Source organism: Rufibacter soli, from assembly GCF_054781795.1.
The window spans coordinates 2,715,972-2,740,115 of sequence record NZ_BAAGTS010000002.1; the positions used below are offsets into that span (position 1 = coordinate 2,715,972).

The window sequence follows — 24,144 nt, forward strand, 5'->3', positions numbered from 1 at the left end:
AGTTCCTGGCAATGGCTGGTTCGTTTCAGGCCTGATTTTTAAAAAACGACCTTAAAACGAACAGGTCCCAAATGCGGGCTGGGCGGTTCTGGCTAGGCCTTGAAAAAGACACTTTCAAGATCTGGAATATCTCCCTATTTTAGCCAAGCGTTCGGGCTTTCTGAACCTAAAAACTGTTTTAAGGCCGTTTTTCAGAAAACAGGCCCAAAACGTAATAGAACCCTATAATACGGTATTTCCATGGCCACTGAGAAACTGACTCCTGCCCAGCAGGAAGAGAAAATAGACGCCTTTTTCACCAATGCTCCGGCCTTTGCGAAGCCTATCTGCGAGAAACTGCGATTGGCCATAGACGAAGCAGATCCGGCTTTGAAGCCTTCCTGGAAATGGGGTACACCGGTGTATGAGAAAGCCGGCGCCAGCATGGTATGCGCCATTAGCGTGCACAAGCAGCACGTAAACCTCACCTTCTTCCAGGGGGCGCAGGTGCCAGACACCTATGGGGTTTTCACGACCGGCCTGGACGGCAAAAACATGCGCACCATCAGGTTCACTGAGGTTGGCCAGGTAAAGGAAGAACAGATAGTAGAATACGTGAGAGCCGCCACCCTGGTAAAACCCGACAAATCCGGCAAATCTACAGAACGGAGCGTGATTGAAATTCCGGAAGACCTGAAACAGGCGCTGGCCCACGCAAAGCAACTAGAAAAATTTGAGCAGATGGCCTACACGCACCGCAAAGAGTATGTGCGCTGGGTCTCTGAAGCCAAACGCCAGGAAACAAGGGATGGCAGGATTACCAAAACGGTGGAGCGTATTACCGAAGGCAAGAAATTTAGCTGATTCCGGCCAGCGTGTCTTTTATTTCCCGCAGGAACTCGCGGTGGTCCCCCAGGTGGTAAATGCTAGTCTCTACCTCCTCGGTGGAGGCGTACAGGCTACTGCCGTATCTCATGTTCAGGTACTTGGCCGTCAGCTAAAAAGGAACCTCAAAACCATCAGGTAGTTCAGAGTCGGTGCCCACGGCCAGTAGGAAAATGGTTTTGCCCTGCAATTTCCGCCCCAGGGGCTTTTGCACCGTCACCAGATCTGTAAGGCGGTCAAAAAAGGTTTTCAGGAGGCCGCTCATGGCGTACCAATACACGGGCGTGGCCAACACGATCACCTGGTGCTGCAGCACCTGCTCTATAATTTTCAGGAACTCATCTTGCGGCGGATAGTCATTCTCATACCGGTAAGGACCTATTTGGTAGTCCAACAAATCCAGGAGTTGGTGCGGGGTGCCGTGAAAAACCGTCCGGACCAGGCGGTGCGTACCACTGTCTTTGCGGGCGCTGGCGAGCAGAATGAGCGGTCTTGATTCCTGAGGCATGGGTAATGTGTCTAGGCTTTGTTTCTACCGGTCTACCCCGGCTTTAGTTACGCCCCGCCAAGCAATTGGGATTACCTCCTGCCCTTATTCTACCACGTGCCCCACAAACTGAGATAGGTTAGTAATAATGCCGCGTTCGCGCCGGAAGCCAATGGCGCAGCCTTCGCCGGCCCAGAAAACGCCTGCCTGGTAGCGGTAGCCATGCGTATCCTGGGGCATTTCGGCCCAGGCCTGGTAAATGCGCGGCTGGCTTTGGAATTCTCCTGAGGTAGAGGACACGTCGGTATTCTCCCGCACCTCTATGTTCTGGCCTTCGCGGCCGAAGAAAGGTTTCTCTACGGCTTTGCCTTCAAAGGGAGTAAACTCGGTGCGAAGCAGCAAGGGGTGGTACGGGAACTGCTGCCAGAGCCAGGCCAGAAAACCTTTGCTCTGGAAGACCAGGGAATAGGCCGGGTTGGCAATAATGACGGTGCGGCTGTACTGCAACTCAATGATGTCGGCGCAGAGCGCGGGCTCCAACTCAGCCAGCAATTCCCAGGGCACTAGTTTGAAGAGAAACGGGAAACGGCGCCACTGCTCCGCCCCTATCTGGGCCCAGATGCCGCGCTCGGCCCCTAGCGTAGCCACTTCCATTTCGTCGGCGGCGCAGATGTGGGTCTCAAAACCGGCCTCCCGCGCGGCCTGAGCCAGCACCTCACAATTGGTATAGTCTTCCTTGCTTCCCCCTAGGTACACCAGCAGCAAGGCCGGCTCCAGTTCGGCGTTCAGGCCCTGCCAGGTCTTGAACTGCTCCACCAGCCCTTCATACAGTCCGTTGGCTTGCTGGCTCTCGTTCTTGCCGGCAGCGGCCAGGCTGGCCCACTGCACCACTGCGGTCTCGGGAATGGAGGTGGCCGTATCTGCGTTGAACTCCAGTAGTTTTACGCCTTCAGGGGTTTGCGCGAAGTCAAAGCGGCCATACAAGTGCCAATGCCGGTCATCTTCCCAGGAGTGCCGTATGGCTTTCCACAGCTTAGGCGGAATACCAATCTTGCGCATGAACTCCTCCGGCAAACCTTCCGGCACGGCCTCTACCATCATTTGGTAAAGCGTGGTGGCCGCCTCCAGAAGGTCATCTGCCGCGGCCTGGGAAAGCACTACCGCTTCTCCAGATAGGTAGGTCTGGCACTCTTCTTCTATAACCCACTCCCACCCCATTTGCCTGACCATTTGGGAAACATCGCCGTGGTGCGGCATTAACTTAACGGGAAGAAAGGCTTCTGACATAACTAGTTATTTAAGAAGGAAATCAATGTGGAGGTAGGCAAGACCTGTTTTAAGCCTGTTTTATGGAAAACGGGCCTAAAACAGCAGGCACAGGACTTTAAAGGTTCTGGAGGCCAGGCCTTTTCAAGAATTTAAACTAAAACCGAAAATCAGGTTAGGATTGTCTTAACCGCCAAAACGGCCAGATCTGCCGCCAAACGTACCGGAACGGCTGTTGGTAGGCCGCGATGACCGTATATTGCCGCTGGAGGTTGGGCGGCTGTAGGCCCCGGTGGTGCCTCTGAACGCCTGGGCCCCTCTAGACCGCTCAGCGCTGGTTTGTTGCCGCCAGGCCTCATTGCGCTGAATGGTGTTGGGGTTGGCGTAGTAAGCGCGGTTAGGCGAAAGCATGCGTCCGGCCATATAGCCCAAGCTGCTCCACATAAGCACATTCATCATACTGAACCCTGACCCGTTCTGCGGGTTGGCCTGGGAGTATTCCTGCATGCGCTTTTCCAGCTCCAGGCCCTGCAGCGTATCTACCTTGCCGTCATTGTGCTTGAGAATGGCCATTACCTGCCCGGCGGGCGCAGGGCGCTCATCAGTGATCTTCCATTCCTCGGGGTTTACCTCGGTCATCTCAGTGATCATGCCCTGGCTGTAGGCCGGAACCTCTTCGCCGGCGTTCCATTCTGTAGAGGCTTCATTCTGGGCCGAGCGGTTGTCTGAGCAGGAAGACAGCCCCAGGCAGGCGGCGGCGCTCACCAACAGCACGTTGCGGGAGAAATCACCAATAAGGAAATAACGTTTTTTCATAGTGAGGAGGAGAATAACCGTAAATGGCAGGTTTTGTAAAGATAAACGAAAAACCGGAGAGAATGATTGTATGGATTCTGCCCGGTGCTTACTCCCACAGTGGGTAATGGTCCAGGTGCACCTTCTCCTGGAAGAAAATCTGCGTGGAGGCCTCAAACGACACAGTATAGTCAGACACGTAAAAGTGCGGTGGCCCCAGCAACCTTTCTGCCCCAATTCCTACCTCTGCCAGCACCTGCCCCACATGGCGAGCCACCAGTTCTGAGGCATCCAGCACCTCTACGCTGCCGCCGTAAAACGCGGCAATCTGGTCTTTGATCAAGGGATAATGGGTACAACCCAAAATAAGGGCCTCTATGCCTTGCAGCGCCGGGTCTGACAAATACGTCTGGATCACGCTTTCTGAGATGGTATTGTTGAAGAACCCTTCCTCTATCATGGGTGCCAGCAAGGGCGTGGCCAAAGACCTAAGCTGAATGTTGCGGTTCAGGTCGTCAATTTTCTTCTCATAGACATTTGAGTTGACCGTCTGTTTGGTGCCAATCAGGCCAATGGTCTTGCCAGCAAACTTTTCGCCTACGTAGGCCACCACAGGGTCAATCACGTTCAGGACAAGGGCCTTGCTGCCCACGTATTCGCGCACCAGTTCATACGCCGCCGCCGACGCCGAATTGCACGCAATCAGAATAATCTTACAATTCTTCTTCAGGAGCAGGTCACAGATTTTGACGGCGTAAGACTGAATGGCCGCCGTTGACTTATCGCCGTAAGGCAGGTGCGCCGTGTCACCAAAATACACCAACTGCTCCAGCGGCAACTGCTTTTTAATAGCGTTAGCCACGGTTAGGCCGCCAATGCCACTATCAAAAATCCCAATGGGCCGCGCCCAATTCTCAGCTTTTATCATGATCTTTTCTTAGCACCAACTACGTGTTTACCTGCACCACCGTAGAAGTACCCATATTACTAAAATACAATATCAAAATGCACTTTTCCGAAACAACGGCCTTTTTAAACCGTAAAAGTGCATACAAGTTGAAACTAAAAAAGGAGGATAAAAAATGAAAGTATTATCAACCCGCGCCCACGGTATCATGGATTACCTGGTGGGTATGCTTCTGATTGCGGCTCCGTTTATTTTAGACTTTGACCGCGGCGGCGCCGAAACCTGGGTTCCTATTATTGTAGGGGCCGTGATTATCCTGCAGGCTTTGATGACTAACTTTGAGGTGGGCATGTTTAGAATGCTCTCTATGAATATGCACCTGAACATGGACTACCTGATTGGTATTTTCCTGGCGGCTTCTCCCTGGATCTTCAATTTTGATGAATATGTCTATTTACCGCACTTAATTGTAGGTATCATGATTGTCCTGGAAGCCATGATGACCAGTGTAGTCCCGGAACATGGGGCTGCCACCCGTCACCCATACAGAGGCGGCAATGTGCACCATACCCATTAAGGCTAAAAAACTAATTTAGTGGAAGGCAAAAGAAAAAGGCCGGGAAAATTCCCGGCCTTTTTCTTTTGCCTTGAGTATTTGCTGGGCCCGGTTCTGGTTTGCGCTTTTTGGTTTGCGTACCTTTGCGTTTATGAATTACCTTTCAGCAGACTCTATCTCTAAAAGCTTCGGTGACCGCTGGCTTTTCCAGAACCTCACCTTTGGTATAAACCGTGGGCAGCGTATAGCCCTTATTGGGGCAAACGGGGCAGGCAAAACCACCTTGCTTCAAATCCTGGCAGGCTCCATGCCCCCAGACAACGGCACCGTGAGTGTGCGCAAAGGCATACGGGTAGGCTTTCTATGGCAACAGCCTTCGTTCCCGGCCGGGGCCACCGTACAGGAAGCCATTTTCTCGGGCCAGACGGCAGTACTGGACGCCATCAGAGACTATGAGGCCTGCATAGCCGACCCTAACACCTCAGACAACAAGATGCACGAGGTGATGGAGCGCATGGAAAACCTGCACGCCTGGGAATATGAAGTACGCACCAAGCAAATCCTGGGCAAACTGGACATCCAGAACCTGGATGTGCAAGTGGAGCACTTGTCTGGCGGCCAGAAGAAACGCGTGGCCATGGCCCGGGTCCTGATTGAGGAGCCAGATCTGCTGATTCTGGATGAGCCTACCAACCACCTGGACCTGGAAACCATTGAGTGGTTTGAGAACCTGTTAACCACGGAACAGACAACCCTTTTAATGGTCACCCACGACCGGTACTTCCTAGACCAGGTGGCCAATGAAATTGCCGAACTGGACCGCGGGCAGGTTTATTCCTACAAAGGCAATTACAGCTACTACGTAGAGAAAAAAGCCGAGCAAGAGGAAGCCAACGCCGCCGAAATGGGCAAAGCCAAGCAGCTCCTGAAGAAGGAACTGGAGTGGATGCGCAAGCAGCCCCGCGCCCGTGGCACCAAATCAAAGTCACGGGTAGATGCTTTTTATGACCTCAAGGAGAAAACCAGCCAGAAAGATACCCGCACGGCCTTAGAACTGTCCGTGAAGAGCACCCGCCAAGGCAACCAGATTCTGGAAATTGACCATTTAAGCAAGCGTTTCGGGGAGAAAGTGGTGCTAGATGACTTCAGCTACGTGTTTAGAAAGAAGGACCGCGTAGGCATTGTAGGCCCTAACGGCGCGGGCAAGACCACCTTCCTGAACATGCTAACCGGCAAACTGGCCCCAGACAGCGGCGAGATTATTGCCGGCCAAACCACCGTTTTTGGGTATTACACCCAAACCGAGCTGACCTTCAATGAAGACCAACGGGTGATAGACGTGGTAAAAGAAGTAGCCGAAGTGGTGGAGACCGGCAACGGCGAGGTGATCACCGCCAGCCAGTTTCTGCAGCATTTCCAGTTTCCGCCGGCCCAGCAATACACGTTTGTGAAAAAGCTGAGCGGCGGTGAGAAACGGCGCCTGCAATTGCTGCGCGTACTTATCAAGAACCCCAATTTCCTGATCCTGGATGAACCTACCAATGACCTGGACATCCAGACCCTGAATATCCTGGAGGATTTCCTGCTTAACTTTGGCGGTTCTTTATTGATTGTGTCCCATGATAGATACTTCATGGACCGCCTGGTGGAGCACTTATTCGTATTTGAGGAAAACGGCCACCTGCGCGACTTCCCGGGAAACTACACAGATTACCGTGAGTGGCTCAAGGAACGCGAAAGCCTGAAAGGCACCGAGGAATACAAGGCCGCCGCCAAGGCTGCCCAAGCCGCCGCCAGCGCGCCTATTGCTACCACCCCTTCTGTAGAGGCTACCCCCAAGCGTAAGGCCTCTTTCAAGGAAAAGCAGGAGTATGAGTTCCTGGAAAAGGAGATTGCTGCGCTGGAGCATGAAAAGGAAGCTTTGGTCACTGAGATGAACGCCGGCGACGCCAACCACGTGCGCCTGAGCGAGATAGCGGAACGCATTCAGCAGGTAGACCACGCTCTTGAAAGCAAAACCGAGCGCTGGTTGGAACTAGCTGATTTCATGTAAGCAAACAACCAACCGGTACCCGGTTATAAAAGGCCGGTGGCGTTTTGGGCCCGTTTTCTGAAAAACGGCTTCAAAACGCCACCGGCTTATTTCTATTGGAATACGCGAAAGAATGAGTTTTCTGTTTTAGGCCTGTTTTCTGAAAATCGGGCTTAAAACAAAAACTACTTCCTGCACAGCATTTTTGTATGGCAGGGTGCTCTTATTCCTTAGTATACATGCGGTACCCGCTGGTAACTAAACGAGAAGCCTACTTTTTGGGGCGTACTTACCTGTTGCTCCTCTAGCTTCTGTTTTACCGTGATTTTCCTTATTTCGTCTACGTCTGGCGCTACCAGGTCATTATTAACAGAGGCAATCATGGCGCTTTCCACCAGCAGACGCAGAATCTTGGGATCAAGCTTGTTTTTGGCCATGTCATTGTAGGTAAGGTCTAACTGCTTCACCCCTTCCAGGTAAAAGTGGTTGTCTATGTTAATCAGGACTCTGCCCAGCAGATACCCGGGGTCATTAAGGCGGTTGTATTTAATGGAGTCTGCCATGAAATTATAGGCCATGATGTGCCCAAAAAACCGCCGCCGGAAATCTTCTTCCACATACCGGCTTTTCATGAGTTCATGGTCTTCTGGCAGGGTGATGATATTGGAGTGCATGATGAAAATAAGCAGGTCACCGGAGAACTTTACATGAAACTCAAATTCATTAATGCTGCGGTATTCAATCACCACGGTGTTGTCCACCTCAGAAACCCGCTGTTTTAAGATGTCTACCAACGTAACGGAGCAGGCCCTTAACTGGTCAAAGGCTTCTTTGGTGTTTCTGAAAATAGCCTGTTTGGTAGTAGACTTCTGGCGTAACCCTTCATAAATAGCTTCAATTCTATCTTCCATAATTATACGTTTCGTGAAAGTTTACCACTGGCCCAGAACCCGGCAAAGTATCCTGTATTGTACCCCGGGCAGCGCCTTTAGGTTGCCTTAAATAACCTGGCCGCCTTGTATCACCCTTTGCTTTTCCAGGGTCTGCAGCTCCTGCTCAGTGAGCCCGGCCCATTCCTGAAGCACCTGCCAGGTGTGGGCCCCCAGGGCCGGTGGCGCCGTCAAAGGCACCACTTCCTGACCTTCTACAGCAAAGGCATTTTGCCGTATTCCTGCCGCCTGACCGCTTTTATTCTGCAATAACTGGTCGCTTGCCCCTGGTTGGCTCAGGGCCTCTGGCACCGTGTGTACCGCGCCCGCAGGCACGTTCTGCCTGATAAGCTGTTCCAGAAGCTCGTCTCTGGTATGTAAGGCCACTTGTTCTTTTAGCGTCAGGTTTAGGGCTGCTCTGTGGCTTACCCGGGCACTATTTGTAGAGAATTCGACTTGCAGGGCTAATTCGGGTTGCCCTAATATAGTACAAAGTGCGGAGAATTGGCGATCATCCCCAATAGCTAACACCAACTCCTTATGGTCGGCGGTCTGGAAGACGGTACCATAGGGCACAATGTTGGGGTGCTCAGAACCCATCCGCTCCGGGGCCACTCCTGCCACCAGGTAATTGGTGGCTTGGTTAGCCAAAGAGGCAATAGCCGCCCGTAGCAAAGACACTTCCACCAATTGCCCCTTTCCTGTTTTTTCCTTTAGATACAAAGCGGCCAACAGGCCTTCTTTTAAATGATGGGCCGCCAGCAAGTCTATCAGCGCCACCGGCATTTTCTGGGGTGGGCCTCCCTTCGCCCCGTTCAGGTACATAAAACCGGCTTCTGCCTGCAGGACTGCGTCATAGCCTGCCCGGCCTACCTCCTGGCCATAGCCGGTGATACTTCCGTACACCAGACTAGGGTTAATCTTGACCAAAGCAGCGTAGTCAAAGCCTAGTTTTTCAGCGTCGCCGGGTTTGAAGCTAGCCAGCACTACGTCTGCCTGCCGGATTATCTGGTACACCGCCTCTTTCATAAGGGCGTGCGAAAGGTCCAGGCAAACCGACTCCTTCCCCCAATTGGCAGTAGAAAAGTAAGCTGATACCGTGGTTGCCTTTTCTTCTGTAGCCAGTTTCCAACTTCTAGTCACATCGCCGCGGGTTTTGGCATTCTCAATTTTAATTACCCTAGCTCCCATTTCCGCGAAGAACTGCCCCACGCTGGGTCCCGCCAAAACGCTGGCTAACTCTACTACCACCAAATCATGAAAAAGCCCTTTGCCAGTTGCCATACGTTTTAAAGCTGTTTTTTCAAAAGTGGGCAAAAAACGCAGAAATGAAAATTCTAAAACCCATCCGCCGGAATTTTCTTCATCTGCCAAGGAATAAAAAAGAGGCGGTAGCTATTAGCTACCGCCTCTTTTTTATGGACAAGACTATTTAATTGCAATTTACTGGATCACGACCCGCTGGGTGGCATTTTGACCGTTAGCAGTGACGGAGATCAGGTAAATACCGGGCCTCAGGTTCAGGCTAGAAATGTTCAGTGTGGTTTCTGAACGTCCTGTGCCTATTTCCTGGCTGAACATCTGCCTACCGGTCATGTCCAGCAACCTTACTAGGCCGGCACCTTTGGTGGTTTGGCCCAGTGAAACCGTAAACTCACGGTTGGTGACTGGGTTTGGCGCTATGGTCATGTTTCCGGTACCGCTCGCGCTGTGGTTCACAGCTATCACCTTGCTGTGCTCTGATTTTTTGTCAAGGTCCACCTGGTTGAGTCTGTAGTAGACGGTGCCGGAGGTTTTGAACCGGTCAGAGTAGGAGTAGTGCTTCACGACGGTGGAATTGCCGGAGCCTTTCACCTCGCCTACCTTCGTGAAGGTCTTGCCGTCCAGGCTGCGCTCTACCTCAAACTTGTCGTTGTTGCTCTCGCTGGCCGTACTCCAGGTCAGTTCCACGGCACCGTTGCGGGATATTCCCTCAAAACTGGTCATCTCCACTGGGAAAGGTGAGCCTAGTCCGCAGTCTGACACAATCATGGTAGCCTCTGCAGTAAGGGTTCCACATTGGTTGGTAGCGGTGACGGTAATGGTCTGCGGTTGGCCCAATTGGTTTTCCTCAAACACGGCGACTACTGTCACAAACCCTTCGCCTTCTTCCAGCACGATGAAGCCCTCTGGCACATTGAATGAATAGGTTGCTCCAGCCACCAGGTTCTCCACTCTAATGGTAGTGGGTTCGTCTGAGAGGTTACAGATAGAGTCTGGGGCGGCAAGGGATACTAATGGATAGGGACATACCCCGCAGTTCTCGTTTGTTTCCACAAAAAGCGAGGCAGATGCCGTACCGCAGAATCCTGCCTTGTAACCGCCCAGCCCAGTTCCGTTGTTTCCATTTCCGCTTACTTCTGTATTATCAGAGACATAGAGCACCACTTCTCCGTCTATAGGCCCGGGGGCAACTTGCAACTGGTCTGTGTTTTGCCCGCTAATAATTTGCCAGCCTTCCGGAACCACCCAATTGTAGGTGAATTCACCAGTGGCATTTGCGTTGCCGTTGCCTTTCTTCACTACAGCCTTATATAATTGGGCATCGCCTACGCAAACCGAATCTGGACCATTGATAAAGGCTTCAAAGTTTTGGCCTGGTTTTACGGGAATGGTAGCTACCATGGTACCGCATTTGGCTTCGTTTACTTTAACTACCAGGGTGCCGGCTTTCTTCCCTACTTTCACCCGGATCTTGTTAGTGCCTTGCCCTTCCAGAATCACCCAGCCAGCTCCTTCTGGGTCACCGGCGGCGGCCCTTGGAGGGGCCCATTCATAAGAAGTATAGACTGGGGCAATTTGGTAGGTAATGGTGGTATCACCAGCGCAAGGATGCTGCTGCGCTGCCCCATTGGCCCCGTCTCCGGTGATAGGGCGCACGGGGTTATTACAGGGGCCCTGGGCAAAGGTGGCAGTAGAAAACCCGGAAAATAGAACCAACAGCGTGCTGGCCCATAAGCGTATAGGTATTTTCATGACTGAAAGAATTTTAAAGGTAGGATGATGGCAAACAGTGGTTGATCAAAACACCCTTAGGGAAAGGGACGGAAGGGGCGGGAAAAGCCTGAATTATTCCAACGTTCTAAAAAATATAGGCAATAGGAGGCCTGCCTATGATTACAAAGGCTTTTCTATCTTAGTAATACCTAAGAATTATCTTATTGAAAGTGAAGAATCAGAGACCCTAAGGGAAAGGGGGCGGGAGAGAATATTTCTAAAGTCTAATAGGAAGCGAAATAGGACTAGTTCTTCCTTTTATGTTTAGACCTCTGCGAGTGAGAATGTACCGTTTTTTCCATACGCACCTGTGTTAAAATTAAATCAATCAAGATTTTAAGTTTCAATTGATCTATTATCTATAACGAGACCTATACCCGTCTGTTTCGCCACAATGGTATTATCCTGATATAGTAATACCAAATTCTTCCTTTAATTCAAATTGCAAAATCTTCTACCCTAACTATTTAACCAAGCACACTCAAGGAATTAAGCAGGTTTTAAAGGGTAAAGAGGCGAAAGATTTCAAAATAGCTTTGAAGGATGGCTCCAGCGCCAAAACCTCTTTTCCAGGCACCATTTTTTGACCTACAATAAAGTGATCAACACTATTCACGCCTTCTATAAAGACCCAGTTACTTATCCTGGTCCTCTGAGACTAGCATCTATTGAAAGGGGTTTGAGTTGTCTTACCATTCTTTCTAAGCTGTATACCAGCTACTTGGGATTACCCTACAACCGTTCCCTCCAGGTACTAATGATTTGAAAGCTTAATTACAAAGAGATTAATCTTCCAATCACAGGGCAGGAAGAATTGGTCCGCGATATGGATTCAAGCACTACGCCTACTTTGCAAACTCAATAGGTACATCAATGACTACTATCTTTACCCTAATAATGTATGCGGTGACAGACGGTTTATATCAAGCACGAGGGGAATGACCTACGGCCCACGGCCCTCCACTCTACTCGGCTTCCCCAAGATCATCTTATCTCTATTTTCTATATAACTGTTTCTTAGCGGTGCCTATATCAGAAATTTTTCATCAAGATTCAGGTTGGATCCACTTTGCCCAAATGCAAAAAAAAGGCAGCGACTTGGTAGTCGCTGCCTCTCTCCTCTTTTCAATCAACTTAAGTCTTACTGCACTACAATTCTTTGGGTAGTGTTTTTACCGTTTGTGGTGACAGAGATCAGGTAGATGCCTGGTTTTAAGTTAAGTGAACCAAGGTTCAGGTTAACTTCAGCGCTTTCGCTGCTCACCTGTTGGGTGTTAAGCGTACGGCCTGCCAGATCAATCACTCTAATGGTAGCCGCTCCTTTTACTCTATCCTGGAAGCGAACTGTCACGTTACCGTCTGTCACTGGGTTAGGATACACACTCATACCGCTGGCAGAAGATGAAGAAGCACTGGCGCTGTGATTCACGGCGATCACCTTGCTGTACTCTGATTTTTTGTCAAGGTCAACTTGGTTAAGTCTGTAGTAAACGGTACCGGAAGTTTTGAAGCGATCACTGTAAGTGTATTTTTTCACTACAGTAGAGTTTCCAGAACCTTTCACCTCGCCTACCTTCGTGAAGGTCTTGCCGTCCAGGCTGCGCTCTACCTCAAACTTGTCGTTGTTGATCTCGCTGGCTGTGCTCCAGGTCAGTTCCACGGCACCGTTGCGGGATATTCCTTCAAAGCTGGTCATTTCCACGGGGAAAGGTGAGCCTAGTCCACAGTCAGCTACAATCATGGTTGCTTCGGCAGTTTCAGTTCCGCAGTCATTGGTTGCGGTTACGGTGATGGTCTGCGGTTGACCCAGTTGGTCTTCTTCAAATACGGCTACCACTGTTACAAATCCTTCACCTTCTTCCAGCACGATGAATCCTTCTGGTACGTTGAAGGTGTATGTCACTCCTTCTTCTACTTGACCAACTTTGATGGTGGTAGGCTCGTCAGCTAGGTTACAGATGGTGTCCGGGGCAACCAAGGTAACTTTAGGGGCTACACACACGCCGCCACCGCAATTCTCGTTGGTCTCTACTAGTATCTGGGCTGAGGCTAATCCGCAGTATCCTGCTTTGTAACCACCTACTCCGTTTCCATTGTTGCCGTTTCCGCTTACTGCCGTGTTGTCACTTACATACACGTTCACTTCGCCGTCAGTAGCACCAGGGATTACAACAATTTGGTCAGTGCCTTGTCCGCTTTGGATGGTCCAGTCGGCAGGAACAGTCCAGTTGAAGATAAACTCGCCTTTCAGATTGCCTTTACCGTTATCTTTCTTTACAGAGGCAGTGTAGGTCTGTGGTTCTTTCACGCAGATGGAGTCTGGACCAGAAATCACTACTTCAAAGTTTTTACCAGGCTTTACAGGTAGAGTGGCTACTTTGGTTCCACAGATAGGGTCATTTACTTTCACCTTCATGGTTCCGCTTTTCTGACCAACTCTTACGGTTACACAGTTAGTACCTTGTCCAGAGATGATTTCCCAACCTACTGGCGGCTCACCGGCGTGGGCTCTTGGAACATCCCATTCAAAGGAAGTGTAGTTGCGGTCATTCTCAATGCAGTAGGTTTCAATGTCACCAGGGCAGGGATGCTGGTTGCCGGTAATTGGTCTGGGTTGTGACTCATTACAAGGGGCTTGCGCCTGGGCCAGATTTACAAAAGCGAAAAGTACAAGCAATAGGGTGCTAGCCCATGAAAGTATAGGTTTTTTCATGATTGAAAAGATTTAATTAAAAAAAGAAGACGTAAGTGTAACTAGTTGTTGATCAGGGTTAACCTTTAAATAGAAATGGCATCTTGGTTAATTCTGACAGGTATTATGAAGAAAAACATTGAAGGGAAGTATAACTGCTCTCATATGCGATTCGTAGTTTTAATTTAAGGTCACTTGCTTTGTTATTTCCTATTTTTGAATATATAAGCTTTAACGACCAACCCTCCCATCGGTTACAACAAATTGCACTTTCAATTAATGTTACAAATAACTTCTTTGTTATATACAATTTTACCATGCATTTCAATGATATTTAGGCCATTTTAACATATATAGCTCCATTTTTATATTAAAGGTTATTGCATTTTTATAATAAATTAATTTTTAATTTTTGTACTTCAAATTAAAGCATAGTGCAATTACCATACATTCAAATCTATATATAGTGTTTTCAAAACTATCTTGGCCTTTCTGCAATAATTACCCATCTCTGAATTAGGGTAAAAGATTATCTTTCCCGACCTTTACCTAGTTACCGGCATTGTTTTCCGGTGGCATTGAAGAAGATACAGATACAATGAGTGTTACATTTGATGATTTTAACCTACAGCCTGACCTGCTAGATGGTATCAGGTCTATGGGTTACAAACAAGCTACCCCTATCCAGGCCCAGGCAATTCCCTTTATATTAGAAGACAAAGACCTGATTGCCTGCGCCCAAACCGGTACCGGTAAAACGGCCGCGTTCCTGGTCCCTACCTTAAGCAAGATATCAGAAGCCAAGTATGACTTCACCAGCACCTTGGTGTTGGTACCAACCCGTGAACTGGCCAAGCAGATTGATGACCAGGTAGAAGGCTTGAGCTATTTCACCGGCGCCACCTCTATAGCTATCTATGGCGGCAACAACGCCCAGAACTGGGACCAGCAGAAGAAAGCCCTCACCAGCGGCGCTGATATTATAGTAGCAACCCCCGGCCGGCTTATTGCACACATGCAGATGGGCTATGTAAAGCTGGACCAACTGAAATACCTTATCCTGGATGAGGCCGACAAGATGCTGGACATGGGCTTCATGGATGACCTGATGAAGATCATCTCCCAACTGCCCAAAGAGCGCCAGACCTTGCTTTTCTCGGCTACCATGCCGCCTAAGATCAGGACCTTCGCCAAACAGATTTTACAGAACGCAGAGGAAATAAGCCTTTCCATCTCTAAGCCGGCGGCCAACATTGACCAGCAGATCTACCTGGTATATGACAACCAGAAACTGCGCGTGCTGCAGCATATCTTAAAAGACGCCAAGGTACAGACCATGATCTTGTTCACCTCGCGCAAGAACGCGGTGAATGACATTGTGCGTTCCTTACAGAAGATGGGCTTTGAGGCCGAAGGTATCAGTTCAGACCGTACCCAGGATGAGCGTGAAGCCACCCTGCAGCGCTTTAGAAACAAGCAACTACAGGTGTTGGTAGCCACAGACGTAATGTCCAGAGGGATTGACGTAGACAACATCAGCCACGTGGTGAACTTTGACGTACCCCAAGACGCTGAGGACTATGTACACCGCATTGGCCGTACCGCCCGCGCCGGCACCAATGGCATGGCCATCACGTTTGTGAATGAGCAAGACCAGGAACGTCTGGTGAAGATTGAGAAACTGATTGAGCGAGAGCTTCCTAAACTTCCTTTACCGGAAGGTCTGGGCGAAGCCCCAGCCTTTAACCCAGAGGCCAATCGCCGGAAAGGCGGCCGTGGAGGTTCTTCCTCTGGTGGCAGAGGCGGTTCATCTGCTGGCAGAAGTGGCGGTGGCCGCAGTGGTTCAGACAGCAGCCGTTCCGGTGACAGAAGACGCGAAGGAAGTGGCAGTGGAGACCGTAACCGCAGAAGAGATGACCGGCCCAGAGGCGAAAAGCCCGCCGGCGCCCCGGCAGAAGGAGCACAGACCCGTCCACCCAGAGCGGAAGGCCAGCCCCAAGCGCCCAGAGCAGAAGGGGAGGAAATAAAAAGAAAGAAAAAGCGCCGTAAAAAGCCAGCTGACAGAAAGCCAGTAGAAGGAGCCAGCCAGCAAACGGCTACTCCCCCCGCAGCGTCTGGGTCTTCCCCAGAGTAGAATTAAGTATATAATGTAAAAAGCGTTTCGGGCCTGTTTTTCAAAAAACAGGCCCGAAACGCTTTTATAGTAATAAGGGAGTAATGCTGCAGTTATCTATCAAGTAAGAGTCCCACGCCTAGCAACACCACAAACAACAGCGTTGACAAAGACATCTGCTTTAGCAGCGGGTCAAGCTCTGCCGGGGTTTGCCGGCGCTTCACCTCACGGCCATTGTAATAGAGCATAGGTAGCGCGCCCACAAAGAGCCACGGCCATAAGGTGGCATTCTCCCGTGTCGCAACAAAGATAACGGCACAGGCTATGCCCGAAAGCAGCAGAACCCAATGGTAGGCCCTGGCCCGCAACGCACCCAACCGTACCGGCACAGAACGCTTACCGGCCAGTTCATCAGACTTCAGGTCCCTTACATTATTGACGTTGAGCACCGCCGCCGAAAAGAAGCCCAAACTGGAGGCCGGCAAGAGCAGTTCCCAGAACAGACGCTCGGTCTGGAGAAAATAGGTTCCTAGTACCCCTACCCAGCCAAAAAAGAAGAATACTGAGATATCGCCCAACCCGGCGTAGCCATACGGTTTACCCCCGTTGGTATAGCCAATGGCGGCCCAGATGGCTCCCAGCCCCAAGGCCAGAAAAAGCAAAAACAGGTACAGACCAGAAGAACCCAGCGCCACCCACAAAAGCGCCAGACCAGATACCAAAGACAGCAGGCTGAATACCACAATGGCGGTTTTCATTTGCGCCGGTGTGATTTGCCCGGCCTGTACGGCGCGCTTAGGTCCTTCGCGGTGCTGGCTATCAGCGCCGTGTTTGCTGTCACCATAGTCATTGGCCAGGTTAGACAGAATCTGGAGGAACAAGGTGGTGACCACGCATAGCACCAGCACGGGCCAGCGGGAAAGGTGATCGGCGGCAGCCAGAAAACCGCCCATTCCAATGCAAGACAAGGCCAGCGGCAAGGTCCGTAGCCTAAAGGCCGAGATCCAGGTGCCGGCTGCCGGCCGTTTCGGGCCTGCTTTTTCTAACTCCACTTAAAAACGATTAGCTGTTGATGTCTCTGAGAAGTTCCTCGCTGAGCGGGGATACTTTGGAAGGATAAAACTTCAACACCTTGCCATCTTCCCCAATGAGGTATTTGCAGAAATTCCAGTTAGGAGCCTCAGAATTGCTTCCGTTTTCCTCTTTAGAGGTTAACCATTTGTAGAGGGATTGCTGCTCCTTGCCGGTGACGGCCGCCTTTTCAAATAATGGGAACGTTACCCCAAAGTTCTTTTGGCAGAACTGAGCAATTTCCTGGTTGCTGCCTGGCTCCTGGCCGCCAAAGTCGTTGGCCGGGAAACCCAGCACCACCACTTTGTCACCGTGCAGTTTGTGGAGTTTCTCCAGGTCCTCATATTGGGGCGTGAACCCACATTCAGAGGCTACGTTCACCAGCAATAGTTTTTTTCCCTTGTAAGCCTTCAGACTGGTATTTTTCCCGTCAATGGTTTTCAACGGAATATCATAGATAGAAGAAGCAGCGGTTGTTTCCATAGTAGTTTTGGTTAGTGAATCCTGAGTGGGGCCAGACTGCGCGGAGCAGGCGGCCAAAAAGGAAAGTGATAAACTAAGCAGAAGCGTATACATTGTGTTCAGGTTTATACTCTTAACCATAGGTCAGGAATTTTGTTGGGGAACTGGCCCAGAATTATTGGCTGGAAGGAAAGAACATGCTGCGCTCTCCTTCCAGCCAATAGTATTTACATTCTTTCCGGAACGGTGATTCCCAAGAGACCCATCATCCGCTTAATGGTCTGGGCCACGTGGGCAGACAGCGCAATCCGGAAACTGAGCATCTGGGGATTGGTTTCCTGGAAAATGGGCACCTCGGTATAGAAGCGGTTGTAGGTCTTGGCCACGTCAAAGGCGTACTGCGCAATGACAGAAGGGGCAAAGTTACGGGCCGCCTCCGCAATGATGGAGTCTGCGTAATTCAGCAGGATCAACGCTTCCCGTTCCGTTTCATGTAGCACCTCCACCTCAGTGAACGTGTCTGGGGTCCAGGAAATACCCAGTTCCTTGGCTTTGCGCTGTATGGCCGCAATACGCGCGTGGGTGTACTGGATAAACGGACCCGTGTTGCCTTTAAAGTCAATAGACTCTTCGGGGTTGAACAACATCCGTTTTTTAGGGTCTACCTTCAGCAGGAAGTACTTGAGCGCGCCCATGGCCAGGGTGTGGTATAGTTTCTCCGCCTCTTCCTTAGAGAAACCGTCAATCTTGCCCAGTTCATCGGTTTTCTGGCGAGCAGTGTCAATCATTTCCTGCACCAGTTCATCAGCGTCTACCACGGTTCCCTCGCGGGATTTCATCTTGCCGCTGGGCAGGTCTACCATGCCGTAAGACAAATGGAAGATGCCGTCGGCGTATGGTTTCTGTAGTTTCTTCAAAATAGCCTTGAGCACCTGAAAATGGTAGTTCTGCTCGTCGGCTACTACATACAGAGACTGGTCATAGTGAAAATCCTGGTACTTAAGTTCGGCGGTGCCAAGGTCTTGGGTAATGTACACGGAGGTACCGTCGGCGCGGAGCACCAGTTTCTCGTCCAGGCCTTCCTCGGTGAGGTCAATCCACACGGAGCCATCTGGCTTTTTATAGAACACGCCTTTGGCCAGGCCTTCCTCTACGCGGTCTTTTCCCAGCAGATAGGTACCAGACTCATAATAGAACTTGTCAAAGTCTACGCCTATGTTCTGGTAAGTGGAAGTAAAGCCTTCATACACCCAGCCGTTCATTTTCTCCCAGAGGGCAAGGGTCTCGGGGTCGTGCTGCTCCCACTTCTGGAGCATCTCCTGGGCTTCCAGCATGAGTGGGGCCTGTTTTTTAGCCAGCTCTTTGTCTAGGCCTTGGGCTACCAGCGCGTCTATCTCCTGCTTGTAGGCCTTGTCAAATTCCACGTAGTACTTGCCCACCAGGTGGTCACCTTTGAGGCCGGCACTTTGCGGGGTCTCGCCCTGCCCGAACTTCTCATAGGCGATCATGGACTTGCAGATATGGATACCGCGGTCATTGACCAGGTTTACTTTCACCACATCAGCTCCGGCGGCTTTCAATATCTCAGCCACCGAGTAGCCCAGGAAGTTGTTGCGCAAATGGCCCAGGTGCAAGGGCTTGTTAGTGTTAGGCGAGGAATACTCTACCACCACTTTCTGTTTTGGGCCTGTTTTGGCAAAAACGGCCTCAGAACCCGACACCTGCCCGGCAAACTCCTGGAGCCAGACGCTGTCTTTGATTTCTATGTTGAGGAAACCCTTTACCACGTTAAAGCCGGCTACCTGCGGGGCCTGTTGGGTCAAGGCCTCCCCCAGCCCCTGCCCTATCTGCTCAGGGCCTTTGCCCAACGCTTTGGTGAGCGGGAAAGTGACAAAGGTAAAAGTTCCGGCAAACTCCTTTCGGGTAGGCTGCAGGTTAATCTGTTCCTCGGGAAGCGTGTATTGATACGTGTCTAGCAAGACCTGGCTCAGGGCCTGGGCAATCTGGGATTCAAGTTGTTTCATCTGAATATTAAGCAATGGACCCCGTGTTGGCTTCTTGCGCCAGACGGGACTGAATAGCTTCAGTGGTGTATTCTAAAATATCAAAGGCATTTTGCGCCATAATGTTCTCGGCATCCAGGGTGGGGTTGATTTCCACCATCTCAAAGCAGACCACCTTGGGACTGCTCACCAGGTGGTGGCACAGTTCCTTGGCCTGTTCTACGTTCAACCCTACCGCCACAGGCGTACCCGTCCCCTTAGAGAATTTGGAGTCAAGGCTGTCTACGTCAAAGGAGATGTAGATAATGTCACAGTCGCGCAGGCGATGCAGGGCCTCCTGGGCCACTTGCTCCACGCCCTTGGCGATCACCTCTGGGTAGGTAAAGTTTTTGATGTTGTATTTGTCAAACAGGTACACCTCTGGCTTCTCGTAGCTGCGGGTCACTATATAGACAATGTGTTCGTGCTTTAGCTTGGGCGTCTCGGTGCCTACCCGCTTGAGAGATTCCCAGAAAAAGATGGTCTCCGGGGTGGGGTCGTTGACCTTGCAGTCCAGGTTGTCCTCGCCTAAGGAAGCGGCCAGCGGCATGCCGTGCATGTTGCCAGATGGGGTGGTGTACGGTGAGTGGATATCAGCGTGGGCGTCAACCCAGATCACCCCCAAGGTTTTGTCTGGATAGGTGGCCTTAATACCAGCCAAAGTACCACCAGCGTTGGAGTGGTCACCAGCCAGCACCAGCGGGAACATGCCTAATTCCAGGGTTTGCTCTACTGTGTTACTAATACGTTTGTAAGTCTGCAGGATGCTGTCAATGTACTTGGCATGCGGAAAGAGGTTTTTCTCAAACATGACGTCATTGAGGTTGGGAACCTCTACGGCCGTAAATCTTTTAAAATAGTCTGAGCCTTTGTTTAGGCAGGCAATTTTAAGCGCGTCTACCCCTAAACTAGCCCCGCGGGTTCCGGCGCCAAGCTCAGATTTCACCTCTATCAGTCTGATTTTTTTCATGCCAAACGGAAACTAGTTTTTGCAAAGATGGTAAAAGAGAACCAATATTGCACGTTATTGCTTTCCGTAAGCACAACCTTATAATGGATAAATACACAGACCTCATTCACCAAACCTTTGACTTCCCCACCGAGGAATTCTCAGTTACCAATAACGAACTTTCTTTCAACGGAATACCCATGATGGAGCTGGTGAAGCAGTACGGCACGCCGTTGCGCCTCACCTACCTGCCAAAGATCAGTTCGCAGATTCAGAAGGCCAAGATCCTGTTCAAGGAGTCTATGGCCAAGCTGAATTACCAGGGCACCTACACCTATTGCTACTGCACCAAATCCAGCCACTTCTCTTTTGTGCTGGAGGAGGCCCTCAAGAATGACATCCACATTGAGACTTCGTCTTCCTTTGACATGCCTATTATTAAGGCCTTATATGAAAAGGGGAAGGTGACCAAAGACATCTTTGTGGTCTGCAACGGGTACAAACGCGACCTGTACCGCGACTACATTACGGGCATGATCAATGACGGCTTTAAGAACGTTACCCCCGTGCTGGATGATCTGAACGAAATTGACCACTACCAGGGCTACGTGGAAGGCACCTGCCAGGTAGGCATTCGGTTGGCCTCTGACGAGGAGCCTAAGTTCCAGTTCTATACCTCGCGGTTGGGTATCAACTACAATGACGTGGTGGGTTTGTATGAGACTAAAATCAAAGACAATCCCAAGTTCAAGCTCAAGATGCTCCATTACTTCATCAACACGGGCATCAAAGACACGTCCTATTACTGGTCAGAGCTGAGCCGGTTTGTGCACAAGTACTGCGAGATGAAGAAGATCTGCCCCGATCTGGACACTATTGACATTGGCGGCGGCTTCCCTATCAAGACCTCCATCCAGTTTGACTACAACTACCGGTACATGATTGAGGAGATTCTGCGCACCATCCAGAATATCTGTAAAGCCGAAGGCGTGCCAGAGCCGAATATCTTCACCGAGTTCGGGATTTACACCGTGGGTGAAAGCGGCGCACACGTGTACTCCATCCTGGACACTAAACTGCAGAACGACAAGGAGCTTTGGTACATGATTGACGGCTCTTTCATTACCAACCTGCCAGACACCTGGGCCCTGAACCAGCGCTACATCCTGCTGGCCCTCAACAACTGGGACAAAAACTACCAACGCCTCAACATTGGCGGCCTCACCTGTGACAGCCAGGATTACTATAACTCAGAGATGCACAGTTTCCAGGTGTTTTTGCCCAAGGTGCAGAAAGAGCAGCCTGAGCCGCAGTATATAGGCTTCTTTCATACGGGCGCTTATCAGGAAAGCCTGAGCGGGTACGGCGGCATTAAGCACTGTCTTATCCCCTCACCCAAGCATGTGATCATTGACCGCGAAGCAGACGGAACGCTTAAATCATGGGTTTTTGCCGAAGAGCAGAACGTGGATTCTATGTTGCAGATATTGGGTTATAAGCAATAAAAAAATAATTTACTGGAATTATCTTTTATTGCTAAACAAAAGCAGTAGATTTGAAGTAGAATACCTCAAATGTTGTACTATAATAATATGAAGAACCTTTTTCTAATCGCTGCCATCTGTACTTTAGGCTTTGCTTCCTGTAAATCATCTACCTGCCCAGCTTATGCTCAAAAATCTGTTCAACCAGGTGAGCAAAAAGTATTGGTGAAAGCCGTTGCCAAAGCGCCTGCTACCAGCAGCGTGAACGGCTAAGGTTCTCTGCATCCTATATCATCATGAAGAACCGGGAGCTGCTCCCGGTTCTTTCTTTGTTTACGCCTATCTGGTTTACTTTAAACCAGATAGGCGTTTTCTTTAATTCATATCTTAAAAGCGTTTTGAGCCTGTTTTTCAGAAAACAGGCTCAAAACGCTTCTTTTGTTTGGGCCATTATCCAGTGGGCGGCCTCTAGCAAATCTTTCTTCTGGAGTGCAAAGGTGCCCGGGGCATGGGGGCCCACCAAGATAGCCGGCACGTCTACTTTCTGGGCGGCTTTCAGGTCGCGCAACTGGTCGCCCACCAACCAGCAAACAGCCGGGTCTAAATTGAATTTTGCGAGGGCTCGCTCCAGCATCAGGCTGTCCGGCTTCCGCGATAGGGACTCAGATTTGGAGGGATGGCTAGGGGCCATATACAGCGCATCTATCTCATGGCCGCAGGCCTCTTGTAGCACCTGGTGGCAGGCCAATACGTCTTCTTTGGAGTAAAGCCCTTTGGCTATCCCTCCTTGGTTAGTGATGACAATAAGCAGGTACCCGGCTTGCTTGAGCAGGGCCAATGCCTGCGGTACGCCGGGGGCAACCTCAAAATCCTGGGTCCGCCAGGTATAATCGCCGCGTTCCACATTTAAAACCCCGTCCCGGTCCAGGAAAATAGCCTTTCCTATATCTGCCTTAGTCTGTTGCTCCATGGGCCTAAATTAAGTAGAACCTATGATCCTTTCCCTCAATAAAAACCTGTAATGGGCTATTTTCTCTAAAATGGATGTAAAACGTGTTTTCCTGGGCTGCGTACGTTAGTGCAGTATCAATAGAGTTTACATGCGGGTAGCCATCATTGGAGCGGGAATATCTGGATTGGCATTGGCTTACTACTTACAGAAGCTAGGGGTACGCTATGACCTTTTTGAGGGCGAAACAGACGTAGGCGGTCTTATCAAAACAGAATCGAAGGGACCCTACCTCCTGGAGTTGGGTCCTACTTCCCTGCATATGACCCTTGAGGTGGAGGAACTCGTGCAGGAGTTGAAACTGGAAGATCAGGTGCTGACGGCGGCCACTAGCAACCAGGATATTTTTATCAGGAAAGAGGGCCAGTACCACGGCATGCCTTCCACCCTCAGGAAACTTCTGCTGAACCCCTTCTTCCACTGGCGCACCAAACTCAAGATCACGCAAGAGGTTAAACGCCCTCCCCAGGAGTTTCCCAATGAAACCGTGACCCAGTTCTTTACCCGCCGGTTTGGCCAGGAGGTGGTAGACTACGTGGTGCAGCCCTTGGTCACCACCCTGTACGGCGGCGACCCAGAGAAACTCCTGGTGGACAAGACATTTCCCTACCTGAAGGAGTTGGAGCGCGAACATGGCTCCGTGCTACGGGGGTTAGACCTGGAGGAGCAACTGAATGCAGAGCCGGTCTTCACGCTGGCAGATGGGCTGCAAACGCTGCCCCACGCCATCGCCTCCAAGCTAGTTTCCTTGCATGTGGCACATAAGGTAGAGATGATCCATAGAACCAAGGGGAAATATCTGCTCAGTATCCAGCATGACGTAGAAAGCCTGGCCGATGAGGAGTTTGACGCCGTGGTGATTGCCCTGCCGGCCCACGCCGCCGCCGAACTGCTGGATTTCACCTCCCCCGGGCTGGCGGCTGCGCTCCATAATATTACGTACTTACCTTCCACGGTGGTGCATACGGCCTACCGGAAACATTCGGTGGGGGTTCCGTTGGAGGGGTACGGTGCCTTTCACCCCCAGAAAGAAAAGCCTTTTGCCAGTGCCGCCATTTGGCGCAGCTCTCTGTTCCCCAACGTGTGCCCCGATGATGAGGTGCTCTTTTCGTCCATGATCTGCCCCGGCCTGGCCCAGGATGAAATCCCCCTGCCCCAGGACGAGGTGCTGCTGCGGGTACATGAGGAACTAAAATCAAATTACAACATCTCCTCCAACCTGCCGGTATTCCAGCATGTGCATCATTGGCCCCAGGCTTACCCGCAGCCAGATATCTTCATTACTGATGCTCACCTTCTGGCCAAAGCCCTGGAAGAGGAACAGCTCTACGCCTGCGCCAACTGGATTGCGGGCCCTACTGTGCGGGACAGCATTACCTACGCCAAAGACCTGGCCCATAAAATTTATTCCCAGCGGGCTTCCCTCCTATAATACCTTATAAGCTATATT

20 protein-coding genes are annotated in these 24,144 nt (G+C 50.7%); 7 read left to right on the forward strand and 13 right to left on the reverse strand.

The genetic code is table 11. The features are described from left to right. Positions 1 to 240 precede the first annotated feature (240 nt). Complete coding sequence (locus tag ACYVJQ_RS13230; protein ID WP_460893557.1) at positions 241 to 843, forward strand: DUF1801 domain-containing protein; 603 nt, start codon at positions 241 to 243, stop codon at positions 841 to 843. Between the two features lie 133 nt (positions 844 to 976). On the opposite strand, the gene ACYVJQ_RS13235 is transcribed toward ACYVJQ_RS13230, so the two are convergent. The 4 genes from ACYVJQ_RS13235 to murI all read right to left on the reverse strand — a co-directional run bounded on the left by ACYVJQ_RS13235 (position 977) and on the right by murI (position 4,340). Further along, positions 977 to 1,372: a flavodoxin family protein gene (locus ACYVJQ_RS13235; protein ID WP_460893558.1), complete on the reverse strand. Its 396-nt coding sequence runs from the start codon at positions 1,370 to 1,372 to the stop codon at positions 977 to 979. Between the two features lie 84 nt (positions 1,373 to 1,456). Beyond that, the gene (locus tag ACYVJQ_RS13240) at positions 1,457 to 2,638 is read right to left on the reverse strand and encodes a glutathionylspermidine synthase family protein (protein WP_460893559.1); all 1,182 of its coding nucleotides are present in this window, start codon (positions 2,636 to 2,638) and stop codon (positions 1,457 to 1,459) included. Positions 2,639 to 2,803: 165 nt separating this feature from the next. Beyond that, entirely contained in the window at positions 2,804 to 3,433 is a 630-nt protein-coding gene (locus tag ACYVJQ_RS13245) for a hypothetical protein (RefSeq protein WP_460893560.1), read from the reverse strand. Positions 3,434 to 3,521: 88 nt separating this feature from the next. Next, positions 3,522 to 4,340 (reverse strand): glutamate racemase, encoded by an 819-nt coding sequence (gene murI / locus ACYVJQ_RS13250; protein ID WP_460893561.1) that lies wholly within the window; start codon positions 4,338 to 4,340, stop codon positions 3,522 to 3,524. Positions 4,341 to 4,494: 154 nt separating this feature from the next. On the opposite strand from murI, the gene ACYVJQ_RS13255 reads away from it, so the two are divergent. Both ACYVJQ_RS13255 and ACYVJQ_RS13260 read left to right on the forward strand, forming a co-directional pair. Next, positions 4,495 to 4,896, forward strand: a complete 402-nt coding sequence (locus tag ACYVJQ_RS13255) for an SPW repeat domain-containing protein (RefSeq protein WP_460893562.1) — start codon at positions 4,495 to 4,497, stop codon at positions 4,894 to 4,896. Positions 4,897 to 5,026: 130 nt separating this feature from the next. After that, the gene (locus ACYVJQ_RS13260) at positions 5,027 to 6,928 is read left to right on the forward strand and encodes an ABC-F family ATP-binding cassette domain-containing protein (protein ID WP_460893563.1); all 1,902 of its coding nucleotides are present in this window, start codon (positions 5,027 to 5,029) and stop codon (positions 6,926 to 6,928) included. Positions 6,929 to 7,137: 209 nt separating this feature from the next. On the opposite strand, the gene ACYVJQ_RS13265 is transcribed toward ACYVJQ_RS13260, so the two are convergent. The 4 genes from ACYVJQ_RS13265 to ACYVJQ_RS13280 form a co-directional block, all read right to left on the reverse strand. After that, entirely contained in the window at positions 7,138 to 7,818 is a 681-nt protein-coding gene (locus ACYVJQ_RS13265) for a hypothetical protein (RefSeq protein ID WP_460893564.1), read from the reverse strand. Positions 7,819 to 7,905: 87 nt separating this feature from the next. Beyond that, positions 7,906 to 9,120: a CaiB/BaiF CoA transferase family protein gene (locus tag ACYVJQ_RS13270; protein WP_460893565.1), complete on the reverse strand. Its 1,215-nt coding sequence runs from the start codon at positions 9,118 to 9,120 to the stop codon at positions 7,906 to 7,908. 159 nt (positions 9,121 to 9,279) lie between these two features. After that, the gene (locus ACYVJQ_RS13275; RefSeq protein ID WP_460893566.1) at positions 9,280 to 10,851 is read right to left on the reverse strand and encodes a T9SS type A sorting domain-containing protein; all 1,572 of its coding nucleotides are present in this window, start codon (positions 10,849 to 10,851) and stop codon (positions 9,280 to 9,282) included. A gap of 1,162 nt (positions 10,852 to 12,013) precedes the next feature. Further along, positions 12,014 to 13,585 (reverse strand): T9SS type A sorting domain-containing protein, encoded by a 1,572-nt coding sequence (locus ACYVJQ_RS13280; RefSeq protein WP_460893567.1) that lies wholly within the window; start codon positions 13,583 to 13,585, stop codon positions 12,014 to 12,016. Between the two features lie 577 nt (positions 13,586 to 14,162). Between ACYVJQ_RS13280 and ACYVJQ_RS13285 the strand changes: the two genes are divergently transcribed. Beyond that, on the forward strand, positions 14,163 to 15,698 hold the full coding sequence (locus ACYVJQ_RS13285; protein WP_460893568.1) for a DEAD/DEAH box helicase: 1,536 nt from the start codon (positions 14,163 to 14,165) through the stop codon (positions 15,696 to 15,698). 92 nt (positions 15,699 to 15,790) lie between these two features. Here ACYVJQ_RS13285 and ACYVJQ_RS13290 read toward each other — a convergent pair whose 3' ends face one another. From ACYVJQ_RS13290 to ACYVJQ_RS13305, 4 genes are all read right to left on the reverse strand, one after another. Next, the gene (locus ACYVJQ_RS13290; RefSeq protein ID WP_460893569.1) at positions 15,791 to 16,729 is read right to left on the reverse strand and encodes a 1,4-dihydroxy-2-naphthoate polyprenyltransferase; all 939 of its coding nucleotides are present in this window, start codon (positions 16,727 to 16,729) and stop codon (positions 15,791 to 15,793) included. Between the two features lie 10 nt (positions 16,730 to 16,739). Then, positions 16,740 to 17,231, reverse strand: a complete 492-nt coding sequence (locus ACYVJQ_RS13295) for a glutathione peroxidase (protein ID WP_460893570.1) — start codon at positions 17,229 to 17,231, stop codon at positions 16,740 to 16,742. Between the two features lie 206 nt (positions 17,232 to 17,437). After that, entirely contained in the window at positions 17,438 to 19,234 is a 1,797-nt protein-coding gene (gene argS / locus ACYVJQ_RS13300; RefSeq protein WP_460893571.1) for an arginine--tRNA ligase, read from the reverse strand. 7 nt (positions 19,235 to 19,241) lie between these two features. Next, a complete protein-coding gene (locus tag ACYVJQ_RS13305; protein ID WP_460893572.1) occupies positions 19,242 to 20,222 on the reverse strand; it encodes an arginase in 981 nt (326 codons plus the stop codon). Between the two features lie 83 nt (positions 20,223 to 20,305). Between ACYVJQ_RS13305 and ACYVJQ_RS13310 the strand changes: the two genes are divergently transcribed. Together ACYVJQ_RS13310 and ACYVJQ_RS13315 are read left to right on the forward strand one after the other, a co-directional pair. Next, positions 20,306 to 21,706 carry a type III PLP-dependent enzyme domain-containing protein gene (locus ACYVJQ_RS13310; protein WP_460893573.1) on the forward strand — a complete coding sequence of 467 codons (1,401 nt, stop codon included), beginning with the start codon at positions 20,306 to 20,308 and terminating at the stop codon, positions 21,704 to 21,706. 87 nt (positions 21,707 to 21,793) lie between these two features. Further along, positions 21,794 to 21,958, forward strand: a complete 165-nt coding sequence (locus ACYVJQ_RS13315; RefSeq protein WP_460893574.1) for a hypothetical protein — start codon at positions 21,794 to 21,796, stop codon at positions 21,956 to 21,958. Positions 21,959 to 22,109: 151 nt separating this feature from the next. Here the strand turns inward: ACYVJQ_RS13315 and ACYVJQ_RS13320 are convergent, their stop codons facing one another. Continuing rightward, on the reverse strand, positions 22,110 to 22,655 hold the full coding sequence (locus tag ACYVJQ_RS13320) for a D-glycero-alpha-D-manno-heptose-1,7-bisphosphate 7-phosphatase (protein WP_460893575.1): 546 nt from the start codon (positions 22,653 to 22,655) through the stop codon (positions 22,110 to 22,112). A 130-nt stretch (positions 22,656 to 22,785) separates the two neighbouring features. Between ACYVJQ_RS13320 and hemG the strand changes: the two genes are divergently transcribed. Further along, the gene (hemG, locus tag ACYVJQ_RS13325; protein WP_460893576.1) at positions 22,786 to 24,126 is read left to right on the forward strand and encodes a protoporphyrinogen oxidase; all 1,341 of its coding nucleotides are present in this window, start codon (positions 22,786 to 22,788) and stop codon (positions 24,124 to 24,126) included. The last annotated feature ends 18 nt before the right edge of the window (positions 24,127 to 24,144 follow it).

What these genes read in the sequence shown, in the direction of transcription:
- ACYVJQ_RS13230 (WP_460893557.1), top strand. Translation starts at nt 241, where the DNA reads ATGGCCACTGAGAAACTGACTCCTGCCCAGCAGGAAGAGAAAATAGAC.
- ACYVJQ_RS13235 (WP_460893558.1), bottom strand. Translation starts at nt 1,372, where the DNA reads ATGCCTCAGGAATCAAGACCGCTCATTCTGCTCGCCAGCGCCCGCAAA.
- ACYVJQ_RS13240 (WP_460893559.1), bottom strand. Translation starts at nt 2,638, where the DNA reads ATGTCAGAAGCCTTTCTTCCCGTTAAGTTAATGCCGCACCACGGCGAT.
- ACYVJQ_RS13245 (WP_460893560.1), bottom strand. Translation starts at nt 3,433, where the DNA reads ATGAAAAAACGTTATTTCCTTATTGGTGATTTCTCCCGCAACGTGCTG.
- murI (WP_460893561.1), bottom strand. Translation starts at nt 4,340, where the DNA reads ATGATAAAAGCTGAGAATTGGGCGCGGCCCATTGGGATTTTTGATAGT.
- ACYVJQ_RS13255 (WP_460893562.1), top strand. Translation starts at nt 4,495, where the DNA reads ATGAAAGTATTATCAACCCGCGCCCACGGTATCATGGATTACCTGGTG.
- ACYVJQ_RS13260 (WP_460893563.1), top strand. Translation starts at nt 5,027, where the DNA reads ATGAATTACCTTTCAGCAGACTCTATCTCTAAAAGCTTCGGTGACCGC.
- ACYVJQ_RS13265 (WP_460893564.1), bottom strand. Translation starts at nt 7,818, where the DNA reads ATGGAAGATAGAATTGAAGCTATTTATGAAGGGTTACGCCAGAAGTCT.
- ACYVJQ_RS13270 (WP_460893565.1), bottom strand. Translation starts at nt 9,120, where the DNA reads ATGGCAACTGGCAAAGGGCTTTTTCATGATTTGGTGGTAGTAGAGTTA.
- ACYVJQ_RS13275 (WP_460893566.1), bottom strand. Translation starts at nt 10,851, where the DNA reads ATGAAAATACCTATACGCTTATGGGCCAGCACGCTGTTGGTTCTATTT.
- ACYVJQ_RS13280 (WP_460893567.1), bottom strand. Translation starts at nt 13,585, where the DNA reads ATGAAAAAACCTATACTTTCATGGGCTAGCACCCTATTGCTTGTACTT.
- ACYVJQ_RS13285 (WP_460893568.1), top strand. Translation starts at nt 14,163, where the DNA reads ATGAGTGTTACATTTGATGATTTTAACCTACAGCCTGACCTGCTAGAT.
- ACYVJQ_RS13295 (WP_460893570.1), bottom strand. Translation starts at nt 17,231, where the DNA reads ATGGAAACAACCGCTGCTTCTTCTATCTATGATATTCCGTTGAAAACC.
- argS (WP_460893571.1), bottom strand. Translation starts at nt 19,234, where the DNA reads ATGAAACAACTTGAATCCCAGATTGCCCAGGCCCTGAGCCAGGTCTTG.
- ACYVJQ_RS13305 (WP_460893572.1), bottom strand. Translation starts at nt 20,222, where the DNA reads ATGAAAAAAATCAGACTGATAGAGGTGAAATCTGAGCTTGGCGCCGGA.
- ACYVJQ_RS13310 (WP_460893573.1), top strand. Translation starts at nt 20,306, where the DNA reads ATGGATAAATACACAGACCTCATTCACCAAACCTTTGACTTCCCCACC.
- ACYVJQ_RS13315 (WP_460893574.1), top strand. Translation starts at nt 21,794, where the DNA reads ATGAAGAACCTTTTTCTAATCGCTGCCATCTGTACTTTAGGCTTTGCT.
- ACYVJQ_RS13320 (WP_460893575.1), bottom strand. Translation starts at nt 22,655, where the DNA reads ATGGAGCAACAGACTAAGGCAGATATAGGAAAGGCTATTTTCCTGGAC.
- hemG (WP_460893576.1), top strand. Translation starts at nt 22,786, where the DNA reads ATGCGGGTAGCCATCATTGGAGCGGGAATATCTGGATTGGCATTGGCT.